The 13,758-nt window shown below is 46.4% G+C and carries 11 protein-coding genes; 4 read left to right on the top strand and 7 right to left on the bottom strand.

Features of this window, described 5'->3' with window-relative positions; genetic code table 11:
* Positions 1–15: 15 nt before the first annotated feature.
* The 3 genes from ACDJ59_RS27335 to ACDJ59_RS27325 form a co-directional block, all read right to left on the bottom strand.
* Complete coding sequence (locus ACDJ59_RS27335) at positions 16–1,179, bottom strand: response regulator (protein ID WP_413406836.1); 1,164 nt, start codon at positions 1,177–1,179, stop codon at positions 16–18.
* Positions 1,180–1,308: 129 nt separating this feature from the next.
* Positions 1,309–4,404, bottom strand: a complete 3,096-nt coding sequence (locus tag ACDJ59_RS27330) for an ATP-binding protein (protein ID WP_413406835.1) — start codon at positions 4,402–4,404, stop codon at positions 1,309–1,311.
* Between the two features lie 240 nt (positions 4,405–4,644).
* Positions 4,645–5,073, bottom strand: coding sequence for an SRPBCC family protein (locus ACDJ59_RS27325; RefSeq protein ID WP_413406834.1), 429 nt, complete (start codon positions 5,071–5,073; stop codon positions 4,645–4,647).
* Between the two features lie 227 nt (positions 5,074–5,300).
* Here ACDJ59_RS27325 and ACDJ59_RS27320 point away from each other — a divergent pair, with 227 nt between their 5' ends.
* A complete protein-coding gene (locus tag ACDJ59_RS27320) occupies positions 5,301–6,068 on the top strand; it encodes a class I SAM-dependent methyltransferase (protein WP_413406833.1) in 768 nt (255 codons plus the stop codon).
* A gap of 77 nt (positions 6,069–6,145) precedes the next feature.
* On the opposite strand, the gene ACDJ59_RS27315 is transcribed toward ACDJ59_RS27320, so the two are convergent.
* Both ACDJ59_RS27315 and ACDJ59_RS27310 read right to left on the bottom strand, forming a co-directional pair.
* Complete coding sequence (locus tag ACDJ59_RS27315; protein ID WP_341009513.1) at positions 6,146–7,180, bottom strand: NADH:flavin oxidoreductase/NADH oxidase; 1,035 nt, start codon at positions 7,178–7,180, stop codon at positions 6,146–6,148.
* 48 nt (positions 7,181–7,228) lie between these two features.
* The gene (locus tag ACDJ59_RS27310; protein ID WP_413406832.1) at positions 7,229–7,420 is read right to left on the bottom strand and encodes a tautomerase family protein; all 192 of its coding nucleotides are present in this window, start codon (positions 7,418–7,420) and stop codon (positions 7,229–7,231) included.
* A 227-nt stretch (positions 7,421–7,647) separates the two neighbouring features.
* Here ACDJ59_RS27310 and pepT point away from each other — a divergent pair, with 227 nt between their 5' ends.
* Entirely contained in the window at positions 7,648–8,886 is a 1,239-nt protein-coding gene (pepT, locus tag ACDJ59_RS27305; protein ID WP_413406831.1) for a peptidase T, read from the top strand.
* 136 nt (positions 8,887–9,022) lie between these two features.
* On the opposite strand, the gene ACDJ59_RS27300 is transcribed toward pepT, so the two are convergent.
* A complete protein-coding gene (locus ACDJ59_RS27300) occupies positions 9,023–9,715 on the bottom strand; it encodes a Crp/Fnr family transcriptional regulator (RefSeq protein ID WP_076213954.1) in 693 nt (230 codons plus the stop codon).
* 282 nt (positions 9,716–9,997) lie between these two features.
* On the opposite strand from ACDJ59_RS27300, the gene ACDJ59_RS27295 reads away from it, so the two are divergent.
* Positions 9,998–10,837, top strand: coding sequence for a methyl-accepting chemotaxis protein (locus ACDJ59_RS27295; RefSeq protein ID WP_413406830.1), 840 nt, complete (start codon positions 9,998–10,000; stop codon positions 10,835–10,837).
* 148 nt (positions 10,838–10,985) lie between these two features.
* Here ACDJ59_RS27295 and ACDJ59_RS27290 read toward each other — a convergent pair whose 3' ends face one another.
* The gene (locus ACDJ59_RS27290) at positions 10,986–12,422 is read right to left on the bottom strand and encodes an alanine/glycine:cation symporter family protein (protein ID WP_413406829.1); all 1,437 of its coding nucleotides are present in this window, start codon (positions 12,420–12,422) and stop codon (positions 10,986–10,988) included.
* Between the two features lie 329 nt (positions 12,423–12,751).
* Between ACDJ59_RS27290 and ACDJ59_RS27285 the strand changes: the two genes are divergently transcribed.
* Positions 12,752–13,681 carry a response regulator gene (locus ACDJ59_RS27285; RefSeq protein ID WP_100528198.1) on the top strand — a complete coding sequence of 310 codons (930 nt, stop codon included), beginning with the start codon at positions 12,752–12,754 and terminating at the stop codon, positions 13,679–13,681.
* Positions 13,682–13,758 lie beyond the last annotated feature (77 nt).

Raw genomic sequence — 13,758 nt, 5'->3', positions numbered from 1 at the left:
TTACGTTACATGCGTTTATTGGTCCGTCAGGTTCTGATATAACCTGCTTGTGTCCGGTTCCGGCTGATGTCCCAGATCCTCATTCAATGTCAATTTAAATGAATGATATAAACGAAATATGCCTTGCTGATCATCCATGGATGCATACACTTCCATCATGAGTCGGCAGATTTCTTCCGAATAAGGCTCCCGTTCCTGCAATATCGTTAATTGCTCAATCACTTCCTTGCCACGACCATGCTCCATGTCCCATCTCGCGATATCCATAACCAGCCCTGTATACTTGCGTCTGAGTTCCCTTGCTTTGGCCTGTGCCCAACGATAATCATGCTCTTCCAGATAATCGCCACGATAAAGCGGTATCATATGCCTCAAGTCATCGACATTGTCTGATGTGATGACGTGGTAAACCATGGATTTTTCAAATTGATCCACATCACTTACCAGATTGCCTGATAACAGACGATAACGGTTCATATTGTACTCCAGCTTGCCTGTCATGTTCCATTCCTTAAACAGCTTTCGAATCTGGTACACGGAAGTATGTAGATGGGTTAATCCCTTTTCCTGGGAAACATCACCCCATAGTTTATCCAGCAGAATCTCCTTGCTTACCCATTCTTCCCTGTGATGAAACAAAAAAGCAAATAGTTCCTGCGCTTTGGTTGTGCGCCACTTATGTTTCTCGGCACCCTGGTCAAGGCTTCTATAGATATCCAGATGTTTGAACGTCAGCAGCCCCGGAACTTCAATATCCAACTCCACAGATACAGATTCCGATGCCTGTACCTCGGCGGTGGCTGCAACTTGGGATTTATGCGACATTATGCCCGCAATTCGATCAATGGTTTTGGCCAATCGGGCGGAGCTTACCGGTTTCAGTACATAATCCAGTGCATGCAGCTCAAATGCTTCCACTGCATGATCCGCATAAGCCGTAACAAAGATAATACGAATACTCTGATCCAATTGCTGTATATATTCAGCCGCTTCCAGGCCATTCATCTCCGGCATTCCAATGTCCAAAAATACAACATCTACACGTTCCTTTGCCAGAAAATGAAGACCATCACGAGCTGTTGAAAAACATTGCACGGGTGTAATTCGTCCGTCCGTTCGTAGTAGTCGCTCCAGATGAAGCTGCGCTGGCTTCTCATCATCGATCACAATGGCTCTCACCGTTCTTTCAGCCTCCTGCCATGAGAGATTCAATAGGAATACCGATTTTATCGGCATCCGCTTATTAGAGCGTTTCGGAGTTTTCAGACACCCCCTAGTCTGTTAACCATAATTGCTTCACTCGGCACACTAATTGGAATAATCTACCTTTTGAACAGGGATACGGAATCGGATCTGCGTGCCTTTGCCCACATGGCTATGAATCTCCAGTCCCTGACCATAGAGAGACATTAGGCGACGGTTTATATTTTGCAGCCCAACACCTCCCGGACCTTCGGTGCGCCCAGACTTGACCTGAGCCATACGCTCAGGAGGGATACCTACACCATCGTCTTGAACCTGTACGACTACATGCTCGCTCTCTTGGAAAATCCTAAGATGAACTGTCCCGCCGGCTGCCCGCTCCATCACGCCGTGGCGAATGGCATTCTCCACAAGTGGCTGAATACTGAGAGGTGGCAGATATAGATGCACGTCCGATTCCACCTCATACTCAACAACCAGTCTTTCCTCAAATCTCGCCTGTTCCAGATGCACATAAGACTCCACCAATTCCAGCTCTTTGGTCAAAGGAACAAGCTGCTCCCTGTTCTGAAAGTCAAAACTTCCGCGCAGGTAATGACTCAATTCAATCAGCAGATCGGTTGCTTTGTCCGGATTCACTGCACAGGTTGCGATAATAACATTGAGTGCATTATATAGAAAGTGTGGCTTGATCTGGGCCTGCAAAAAGGCCATTTCGGTCCGAATAGCCTCCTGCACAGAACTCCGCATCTCAATTAACGTCCGAACCCGGGCACGCAATTCACCGGCATCCACCGGTTTGCTCAGGAAGTCATTGGCTCCCGCCTGGAATCCGTGTTTGATATCCTCAGGTAACCCGCGGGCGGTCAGCATCAGAATCGGTAACTCAGACAAGGAACTGTGCTCGCGCAGTTTGCGACATAACTCAAGCCCGGACATCTTAGGCATCATCCAGTCCGTAATAACAAGATCAATGGACGGGAACTCCTCACGGAGTTTCAACGCAGTGGACCCGCTGTCCGCTGCAATCACACGATACCGCTCCGTCGACAATAGGTTAAGCAATACCTGTCGATTCACGGGGTCATCGTCTACAATCAGAATCGTATGCTCCGCTTCCGTAAGATCATCCTGCTCATCTGACTCTCTTGTCACAAGCTCCTTCGCCCCTGACCCCTGTGCAGCAACATATCGGGCGGCAGCTGGTTTCGAATGAGTTTGCAGCAATGGCATCTTCATAACAGGCAGGGTGAAATGAAAGGTCGAACCTTGCCCCGGCTTCGATTCAACCCAGATCTCACCACCGCCAAGTTCAACGAGTTTTCGCGTAATACTCAGACCCAGTCCGGTTCCATGATTCAATCGCTCAATCGTGCCGTTACTCTGCTCATACGCCTGGAAAATATCCTCCTGTTTGTCCAAGGCAATGCCTACCCCTGTATCAGCGACCGATACCTTCACCCAATCCCCTTCAACGCTGGCGTACAATCGAATCTCACCCTGCTCCGTATACTTATAGGCGTTACCCAGCAAGTTATATAGAACTTGTCTTAGGCGATCTTCGTCTGCCTCAACAAGTGGCAAGGACTGGGGCCATTGTTGAATCAATATAACCGGCTTGTCCTCAAACGTGAAACCCGAGACTTCAACCACAGTACGAGCAACGGATTCCAGATCAACAGCTACCCGTTTTAACTCGATCTCACTATTTTTTAATTTGGCAAAATCCAAAATATCGTTAACCAGCAGTGAAAGGCGCTTGCCGGTTGAAGTAATCATGGACAGATTTTTGGCTTGCTTGGGCGTGACTGCTCCGGCCGCCCCTTCTAGCATGGATTGCGCAATATTAATGATGCCATGCAGGGGCGTTCGTAACTCATGAGACGTATTCGCCATGAACTCGTCCTTCAGGCTGTCGATGGCAAGCAAACGCTCCGACAGGGCTTCCACGTCTCGGAATGATTGTGCAAAGCGGATTGCGGTCACAATCATCTGGGCAAATACAAATAATAAAAGTTCAATCAGTGCAAAGAACGCTGTATCTAGGGTAGTGAACGCACCAAGCGTATATAACACAACAACCATGAGTATGCTCATCATACTCACGAGTGCAAAGTGGCTATCATTCGGTCGTCCTTTCAACCAATAGAACATGGCTCGCAGCGTATAGAACATGACAACAAGCGAGATCAGCAACATGGGAAGCTCAAGAGACGAGAAAAGTGTCGGAGGGAGCGTAATACCCACAATGGTCTGAGTAATGATTAGCACGACAGCCAGACGAACAAACCACTGATGAACTGCTCCTGGCACACGGGCATCCATATATCGAAGCAAAAAGTAATAGGCAAAGGCTGAACTAAGGAGCTGAATCCGAAGTATCTCATTATTGGTCAGGAATGGTACAAACGTACCCAGTAACTTCTCCCCATGTGTAAGAGCGTATACCGCACCAGAAAGGCTGAATAGTCCGAGAAAACGAAGTTCCTTCTCCGTACGTCGTAATCTGAACAGAAGTAGAAAAAAGGCGGCTGGCAAGATAAAACCGAATAAGGCCATCAGATCCTTGAGCCAATCTTGTTGCTGACTTTTCAGAATACTATGCTCGTCTCCAAACAAAATGGGCGCTACAATGCCCCCGGAAGAATAACTATAATTTGATACTTGAATGATAATGTCAGCCGTATTGCCCTCAATGGATGTGAATCCTGTAAAGGGCAGATTTAATTGTACATCTGTTGCCTTGGTCTTTCCTGGCAGGCCTTTGCCGCCAATCTCTTTACCATCGATAAATACCCGGTGGGCCATGCGTATATTCTGTGTGCGTATACCATAATCATTTTTCATCGTCCGGGGGGTAAGCTGGACTTGCAAATGATAGGTTCCATACCCATGCGCCTGACCCAAAGATTTGTTCCATCGGGCAGGAACCTGAGTGCCAGACGAAGCCGGTAATGGCTTGCGACCGGATACACTTGCTTCAATATCTGCCGGGCTCAGCAACTGCCCAGGGTAGAAATCCCAGACACCCTTTAGAGACGCTGCACCCTTGCGATCAAAGTCCCATTGGGTCAGGTCAATTTTTCCATCTGTAGCCTGAGGGTTAATCCGCTCGCTAATTAACGTCTGGGCGATCCAACCCAATGGAACAATGACAATACATATGAAGCTTATGGTCAGCATAATCCAGTGTTTTCTCATCTATGTATTCCTTCCATCCACAATGGCGAGAGACGTCTAATTTTGTCGATTTATCACTATAATTCATGTTACACGTTTCTGGTGCTCACGGAAATAGTTTCCGTATCATAATCGGTCAAATTCGTTATAATTTGAAGGATTTCTATCTGTTTTCGCCAGCTCTTGGTACACCAAGAAACCCCAGGCCGAATTTCACCGGAATGAACGGGCGAAATGGCCTGGAGTTGATTGAATGAAGATTTATTTAACAACTTGGGCAAGCTTCTGAACGATTCCGGCCCATCCCTGCTCCATACGTTCGCGTACGATGGCGTGTGCCTGTCCAAACTCAGTTAGTTTGTCTGCATCCCAGCCGCTGTGAATCAGTGTGAAATCCGTACCTTCCGGTTGTTCATTCAGTTGGAACGTCAACGTCCAGTCTTTACCCCAGCGGAATGACAGCTTGTGCAGCGGCAGAACTTCCGTTACCTGACATGGGGATTGACCGAAAGGTCCTGCTTCCAATACAAACTCGTGACCTTCCACGGGTTCCAGATTGCCTGGCATGAACCAGGTTTTCAGCCCCTGCTCGGTCGAGACCATCTCCCACACTTTCTCTACAGGTGCATGGAGTACCAGTTCCTGCCGGATATCTGGCAGTGCACTTGATGAACTTGATGATGAATCCATTCGAATCACCTCCTTATACATTTCATTTCGTATGACTACCCGAATAGAAGTTGACCTCCGCTTTATCCCCACCCTATAATTGGAATATATTCCATAAAAGGTGCGTGATTCCTATGATAGTCTGCTCTGAAAAATCCAATTCCAACCGTTGCCGGAAGGGATAATCCTGCTCATTCCCCTTCCACGTTTTCATTTTAATACATTTACATGTGGGGGACACCTATACTATGTCATTCAGTTATTATGGTCCATTATGCACTGCCGTTTATGATCTCACGAAACCTGTGGGACACTCCTTGGGAGGAGACATTGAATTCTATCGCCATTATCTTCAGCGCTGCAAAGGACGTATCCTTGAAGCCATGTCGGGATCAGGCCGAGTGCTCATTCCTTTGCTTGAAGCAGGCTTGAAGGTGGATGGAATTGATTATTCAATGGATATGATTGACTCTTGCCGTTCTCGTTGTACGGAGCGGGCATTACCCATGCCTGAACTGTTCGTTTCCGATCTGGAGAAGCTTGACCTTCCATATCGATACGAGGCAATTATCATTCCCGGAGGTTCTCTGCTCCTCATCCAAGACAGACAGGCGTCGATTAACGCATTGCGTAGTCTATTTCAGCATTTAGAACCTGGCGGTAGGCTCGTGTTTGATCTGTTTCTGCCCGATGTGACACAACCCTCTTCTGTAGAAACATCAACTGTTTCATTACCCGATGGTGATACAATCACAGTAGAAGTGAAAACCATTGAAGTGAACCTTCTTCAACAGTACAAAGTGAGTCTGATCCGCTACGAACAATGGCATCAGGGTTCTCTTGTTGCTACGGAGCTGCAACAGCTTACCTTGCGCTGGTACGGCATAGAAGAGTTACGCCTAATTCTCGAAAACATTGGGTTCTCCCACATCAAGGTATATGCAGACTTTAACCCGGATCAGCCACCTACACAGTCGAATCAAAAATTCGTCTATGAAGCGACTCGAAGAGCGTAGCCATCCAAAATCAGGCCACAGCATGAGGTTGTTTAACCCATGCTGTGGCCTTTTTTACTATATAAATTTAGAGCAAATTAATATCCACGAGAATATTGCTCCGCAATGGCGGCTTGATCCTTGCTGACACCCAGTTCCAGAGCCGCATGGTTCGCCCAGTACGGGTCACGCAGCATGCCTCTACCAACCGCGACCAGATCCGCATCGCCGTTGCCAATAACCGCCTGAGCCAATGCTGCATCCTCCAGCATACCCACTGCGATTACAGGAACGCTCAGTTCTTCACGGAAACGACGGGCAAATGGTACCTGATACCCCGGATAGTTACCCGGTTTCCGCTGTCCCGAAGGTCCTTCGCCACCTGAACTGATATGGAACATGTCCACGCCTGCGTCTTGGTAGGCACGAGCGATATTGATGGTGTGGTCGATGTCGTATCCACCATCTGCATATTCTACGGCCGAAATCCGCAAAATCAGCGGCATATCTGTTGGCATTTCTTTTTTCACTGCACGAATGACTTCAACGCCAAAACGGGACAGATCCTGCCCATATACATCCTCACGATGGTTCATCAGCGGGGAATGGAACTGGTGGATCAGGTATCCATGTGCGCCATGCAGCTCAATGGTATCTACTCCAGCCTGTACTGCGCGGCGAACACCGTCTGCGAATTTCTGCACCATGGCTTCTACCTCTTCCGTGCTTAATGCACGAGGCTCCTTGTACTTTTCTCCCGGGAATGTAACTACCGATGGGGCAACAGGCTGCGGAGCATCCTCTGCTTTTCGTCCCGCATGTGCGATCTGAATAGCTACTTTGGAGCCGTAGGCATGAATTCCATCTACAAGTTTGGTGAAGGCAGGCACATGCTCATCTGACCATATACCCAAGTCATTATCCGTAATACGTCCATCCGGATCTACATCGGTCATCTCGATTACAATCAGTCCTGTTCCTCCAACCGCACGGCTCACATAGTGAACCTGATGCCAATCGTTCGGAATGCCGTCCTTCGCAGTGACAGAATATTGGCACATTGGTGCCATGACGACACGGTTATTTAATTGCAGGCTCTTGAATTGATAAGGGGAAAATAATTGTTCAGTCATTGATGTTACATCTCCTGTTCCATGATCATGATATATATGAAGCCTTACTTATTTGTCTAAGTCCGAAAACAGTTTTCCGTTCTTGCCGTAATTGTCCTTCTCCAAATCCTCAATGAAGATAAAGACTTTGCTCGGATCAACATCCAATGTCTCACAAGCCACCTGAGTCATACGTTCAATCAACTGACGTTTCTGCTCAGTCGTCTTGCCTTCCAGTACCTTAACCGTGATAAATGGCATGTCTTGAACACATCCTTTCTTCATCATTTATTATGAACCTGACGTATAGAAACACAAGTACGTACATTTTTGTGCCTTGGTACCCTTTTTGATACCTAGTCATCCTCACATATTTCGGATCTGCCCCATTCTGGAAATGACTGCAAAACATGATATGATAACCGTAGAGAACCATAGGAAATACTATACCCGAAAAGAATTAAATCCAAGCTAGGGAGAGGTTATATATGAAAGATATATTAATTCAAAGACTGAGTACTTATGTTCAGATGGATACCCAATCCGATGAAAATAGCGAGACATGCCCTTCCACACCCGGCCAACTGGCCTTGGGCAAACTGCTCGTTGAAGAATGTACCTCCATTGGTCTGCAAGATGTGACGATGGATGAGAATGGTTATGTCATGGCTACACTGCCATCCAATACCGACAAGGATGTTCCTGTAATTGGTTTCCTGGCTCACCTTGACACAGCGACCGACTTTACTGGCAAAAATGTCAAACCACAGGTTATCGATAACTATGATGGTGCTGACATTGTGCTGAACTCGGAGCTGGATGTAGTACTGTCCAACAAGGATTTCCCGGAACTGCACGAGTACAAAGGCCACACCCTGATCACAACCGACGGTACAACGTTGCTTGGTGCAGATAATAAGGCAGGTATTGCCGAGATTATGACCGCGATGGCCTATCTGATTGAACACCCGGAAGTGAAACACGGTAAGATTCGGGTTGCTTTTACCCCGGATGAAGAGATCGGCCGTGGACCACACAAGTTCGATGTAGCTGCTTTTGGAGCCAAATATGCTTACACGGTCGATGGCGGACCGCTTGGCGAGCTGGAATACGAGAGCTTTAACGCAGCAGCTGCCAAAATTACCGTACGAGGCACCAATGTGCATCCCGGAACAGCGAAGGATAAGATGGTGAACTCTCTGAAAATTGCGATGGAATTGAATCGACGCCTGCCTGTAGAGGAAGCTCCTGAATTCACGGACGGTTATGATGGGTTCTATCATCTGTTGTCTCTGGAGGGTGACGTTGAGCTGACGAAAATGAGCTACATCATCCGTGATTTCAACCGGGAGAAGTTTGAAGAGCGCAAAACAAATCTGCTCCATATCGCAAACGAACTGAAGACCAAGCATGGAGAGAAAAGCATCAAGGTTGAATTGAATGACCAGTACTATAACATGCGCGAGAAAATTGAACCCGTACGCCAGATCGTCGACATTGCCCATGAAGCCATGACCCGACTGGACATCGAACCTGTTATTCGCCCCATCCGTGGAGGAACAGATGGTTCTCAGCTATCCTATATGGGCATGCCAACACCAAATATCTTCACTGGTGGTGAGAACTACCACGGCAAATTCGAATATGTATCGGTAGACAATATGGTGAAGGCCACCCGTGTTATTGTAGAAATCGCTCAATTGTTCGAACAACACGGAGATATCTAATCCACTTGAAGTGCAGTGCAAGAAGAGTACCCCTTGGTATATTCGGGAGGGTGCTCTTTGTTGTGCCGTATTGTATTTTATTGTGTCGCGTCATGTCGCATAGATATGCAGGCTTGGTCTTTATTTTAAAATACCATCACTCATATATATTGCCTCCTGCGATGACACGCAACTGTTCCAGATCACAGATCACTAGCTTCCGCTGCACTTTGCGAATAATATCTCGATTACACAGATCTTGAACAACTCTATTAAGATGTCTATAGCTGGTGCCCAGCATATCGGCCAGTTCGGTGAGCTTGGAGGTCTGGATCTCTTCCGAAGAAGACTCGTCCTGGCCCATTGTGGACAACAGATAGCTGGCAAATCGGCTCTCGACCGGATATAACATATTCAGACTCGACAGGTTGGAAAAGGTATACAATTTGTGCGTAACTTGACTCAACATAAAGTGGAGAAACTTAGGGTTCTCTGCATAGGTATTCTGGAGAGCGCGGTAGCTGATACCCAGCAACAGGCTTTTGCTCACAGACTCTACCGTATTCATAGCCTCCTTGCCATTCACCAGTTCCAAATCTCCCACAAGCGCAAGTGGTGTACTGAAACGAAGCAACAGAGACTTGCCGTTAGGCAGGGTGGTATAGATCTTGAGCTTGCCCTGCACGAGAAAATACAATCGCTCGGGTCGTTCACCTTTGGCACATATCATCTCGCCCTTCGCAGCCTCAAGTAGTCGCAACTCAGCGAGTGCAGGCTCGTCCAGCACCTGATCCAACCCATTCTCACGGGCAAGTTGCCGCACAAGTCCAAAGTCCATGATTTCTTTCATTCCGACTTCCCCTCCGTTGTCGTATATAACGTATGTAAAAGGACATATGTCCCATAATTGATATACATTCGTACAAATATCTTGATATAAAAATAGTTACAACTAACACTTATATCCAGTAAATCATTTCAACTGGGAAATATTTTAAAATTTAATCATAAAATGTTCATTCTTTCATGCAAAATGCCGTTCACGAAAATCCATTTCTATCCGATGAAAGATAGAGATTCCATAGATCGTTAAAAATAATACATTCAAATATTGAAAGGATGGTCCTCTTCCATGAACGTTGTAGATGCCCTGCTTAAAGTAATGCCTTATATCAGCCTGATCCTTAGAGAACCAGCTAGTTTAACTGTATATGATCACGAAAAGGTATTGGAGGTTATTACCACCGACAAGTTTGACCTTGGTTTTGAAAAAGGAATGCCTCTCTTGGAATCGTATCAAAACTTTGCCATCTTAAAAAACGGAAGAGAAGCTACCCTCGCTACTCTCTCCAAGGACGTTTATGGTATCGAACTGGATATTCTGAACATTCCGATCTTTGATGATCACCAGAAAGTTGTTGCTGTTTTCTGTGTATCTTACGACCAATCTAACCAGAATCAACTTGAAGACATTATACAAGAAAATCAAACCATCAATGGTAACCTCGTTGATATGGTGCAGCATGTCGCTGCTCATGCGGAAGAATTGCAAGCAACCAGTGAGCAGATCTTGCAGAACACAAGACTTGCTGTTCAGAACTCTTCCCAAATCAACAAAGTAGCCGGGTTCATTCGTGAAATCTCTGAACAAACCAACTTGCTTGGCCTGAATGCCGCTATTGAAGCCGCTCGCGTTGGTGAAGCCGGTGCCGGCTTCGGTGTGGTTGCTTCCGAAGTACGCAAACTCTCTGTGGATGCCAAACAAGCTACAAGTGATATCGATACCAGTCTGAGAGATGTGCAACAGGTCATCAAACAGATGGAAGTTGAAGTCTCCCAGATTGCAGCCTCTTCACAGGAACAAGCAACGCTTGTAGCATCCTTTACGGATGTGATTGAGCAACTTAATGAAACAGGGGAACGAATGAAAACTCTATCCGAACAACTGATCAGTTATTCGGTTAAAAAGTAATCAAAATATATCTTTTGATGAACTTTGGCTAGTACAAAGATACATTTTATATGCAACAAACAGGACTCGGGTTGCCCATGATGGATAATCCAAGTCCTGTTGTTTGTTGTGTCCATTTGTATATAACCAACTACGTTCAGATAAAATCTTAATTGGCTACATGTATTGATTTATCTCCAATAACTTCTTCTTCCGACTGCCAGCATTCCACTTCACCCGGAATATGAATGCGGTCCCGCGTAAAGATCGGGTCACGTCCTTCAGCTTTCTGTTTCTTGTAGTCCTTCAACGCTTCAAAAGTCACCTTGGACAGCGTCAGAATAGCAATCAAATTCACAACAACCATGAGCCCCATGAACAAGTCTGCCAAATCCCATACCAGCTGCACTTTGGCTACCGCACCAAACACCACCATCGCGATAACGCAAATGCGGTATACCCACAGCCAAACTTTGTTGGATTTGATAAACTCAATGTTGGTTTCTCCATAGTAATAATTTCCGATTAGTGTACTGAAGGCAAACAGGAACACCATAACCGCCAGGAATCCCGATGCCCATGAACCAATATGCACACTTAATGCAGCCTGAGTTAATTCAATGCCACCCAGATCGGAACCTTTGTATACTCCGGATAACAAAATAATCATGGCTGTGCTTGTACATATCACTAACGTATCTGTCAGCACGCCAAACGCCTGAATAAGCCCCTGTTTCACCGGATGTGTTGTATCCGCCGTTGCAGCAGCATTCGGGGCGCTACCCATTCCCGCCTCATTGGAGAACAATCCGCGTTTCACACCGTTCATCAGTGCAGCGCCCAACGTTCCGCCGGCAACCTGTTCGATGCCGAAGGCATTTTTGACGATCAACGCAATCATGGCCGGAAGCTGGGTAATATTCGCCAGCACCACAAAAGCCGCTACCCCAATGTACAATACAGCCAGTACAACAACGATGTATTCCGATGCTTTTGCAATCCGTTTGACACCGCCCATGATAATTCCTGCAAATATCACAGCCATAATGATACCCACCGTTAACCGATCCGTGCCAAATGAGTTCTCAAATGCAACAGTAATCGTGTTAGACTGCACCGCATTAAAGACCAAACCAAATGAAAGCGTAATGAGAATGGCAAATAAAATCCCCATCCAGCGTTTGCCCAACCCACGTTCCATATAATATGCAGGACCGCCGCGGAATCCGCCCTTATCCTTCACTTTATAGATCTGAGCCAACGTACTCTCCACAAAACTGGAGGCTGAACCGATAATTGCAATGATCCACATCCAGAATATAGCCCCAGGTCCACCCAGTGCGATAGCCAGTGCAATACCAGTAATATTCCCTGTACCTACACGGGCCGCCATACTAATACAGAACGCCTGAAAAGGTGAAATTTTGCCTGGTTCCTTGCTTTTTGGCTCTCGAAGCACCTTTACCATATCTCCAATCATGCGGAATTGCATGAATCGGGTCTTGGCGGTGAAGTATATACCACATACTACCAATAATATAATTAACACTTTGGACCATAGAAAATCATTGAAAATGACGACAATATCTTGTATTGTTTGCTCCATCGGTATGCCCCTTTTTATGGTGTATTTCAAGCACAGAGATGGTTACGCGAAAAGTTTGTACCATTCTGCACAACACTAGCCCCAGACTTCGGGATGTTACTTATACTACAAGGGCATCTACGGAAATCGACAAATACCTACATGCAATTCCTACATTTATTTTAAAAACGGGCTTTGATCGCCCTATCATTGTCATTTAACCTGACATGTCAGGTTCTATGCAAGAAGGAAAGGAACGATTACACTGGAACGAGAGTTCATCGCGGCGTTAACCGCCTTTACCATAGATTTATCAATCACACCATTCGCAGAGAAAGGGAATGACTGACATGCGTTATTTTATCGTGGATGATGATCCTGGCGTTCGTTCCATGTTGATGGATATTATTGAGGATGAAGGCCTGGGCGATATTGCCGGGGAAGCTGAGGACGGAGCACATATTCACGCGGAACTGTTGGAACTGCATAAGGTGGATGTACTGCTGATTGATCTGCTGATGCCCCAACGAGACGGGATTCAGACTGTGCGAGCGCTTGAAGGAAGGTTCGAGGGCAAGATCGTCATGATCTCCCAGATCGAGTCGAAAAATATGATCGGAGAAGCCTATTCACTAGGCATTGAGTATTATATTACGAAGCCGATTAACCGATTGGAGATTCTATCTGTTCTGCGGCTGGTGAGCGAAAGGCTTCGGATGCAACAATCCATCGCAGATATCCAACGGACATTGCAGGGATTGTCCGGTTTGAATTCTACCGAACGTGCTGCGGCTCCGGTTCCGGACAAAACAATTACGACAGCAGGACATTTCCTGCTGTCCGAGATGGGCATGATCGGCGAAGCGGGCAGCAGGGATCTACTGGACATGCTGGAATATCTGGAGCAGGTAGAGACAGATGAACATAAGCTGTCCCCCTATACGTTCCCATCCCTCAAAGACATCTTCCAGAATGTAGCGATACGTAAACTGGGAGAAGACGCCTCTCTCGCAGAGGTGAACAAGGAGATCAAGGCATCGGAACAACGTGTTCGCAGGGCCATCTTCCAGACTCTGAGCCATGTGGTTTCTCTGGGATTAACAGATTATACACATCCCAAGTTCGAGAACTATGCATCCAAATTTTTCGATTTTACCGAAATTCGCAAGAAAATGCTGGAGCTGCAAAACAATGTGGAGCCTTCTTTGTCCCAGACACGCATTAATACAAAAAAGTTTGTGCAGGTCCTATATTTGGAAGCCAAACGACTGCTGCATTAAACAGATGCATGATGGATACGATGCAAAAACAAACGGGCATGAATATTACGCCGGTAGGATACCGCCTCTTCCACTGA

It is taken from the genome of Paenibacillus amylolyticus (assembly GCF_047302515.1).
Classification (GTDB): Bacteria; Bacillota; Bacilli; order Paenibacillales; family Paenibacillaceae; genus Paenibacillus; species Paenibacillus amylolyticus_G.
This window is presented reverse-complemented; position numbering and strand designations above follow the sequence as displayed.

Bases quoted from the DNA above. Each gene is read 5' to 3' on its own strand.
- ACDJ59_RS27330 (WP_413406835.1), bottom strand. From the start codon at position 4,404: ATGAGAAAACACTGGATTATGCTGACCATAAGCTTCATATGTATTGTC.
- ACDJ59_RS27325 (WP_413406834.1), bottom strand. From the start codon at position 5,073: ATGGATTCATCATCAAGTTCATCAAGTGCACTGCCAGATATCCGGCAG.
- ACDJ59_RS27320 (WP_413406833.1), top strand. From the start codon at position 5,301: ATGTCATTCAGTTATTATGGTCCATTATGCACTGCCGTTTATGATCTC.
- ACDJ59_RS27315 (WP_341009513.1), bottom strand. From the start codon at position 7,180: ATGACTGAACAATTATTTTCCCCTTATCAATTCAAGAGCCTGCAATTA.
- ACDJ59_RS27310 (WP_413406832.1), bottom strand. From the start codon at position 7,420: ATGCCATTTATCACGGTTAAGGTACTGGAAGGCAAGACGACTGAGCAG.
- pepT (WP_413406831.1), top strand. From the start codon at position 7,648: ATGAAAGATATATTAATTCAAAGACTGAGTACTTATGTTCAGATGGAT.
- ACDJ59_RS27300 (WP_076213954.1), bottom strand. From the start codon at position 9,715: ATGAAAGAAATCATGGACTTTGGACTTGTGCGGCAACTTGCCCGTGAG.
- ACDJ59_RS27295 (WP_413406830.1), top strand. From the start codon at position 9,998: ATGAACGTTGTAGATGCCCTGCTTAAAGTAATGCCTTATATCAGCCTG.
- ACDJ59_RS27290 (WP_413406829.1), bottom strand. From the start codon at position 12,422: ATGGAGCAAACAATACAAGATATTGTCGTCATTTTCAATGATTTTCTA.
- ACDJ59_RS27285 (WP_100528198.1), top strand. From the start codon at position 12,752: ATGCGTTATTTTATCGTGGATGATGATCCTGGCGTTCGTTCCATGTTG.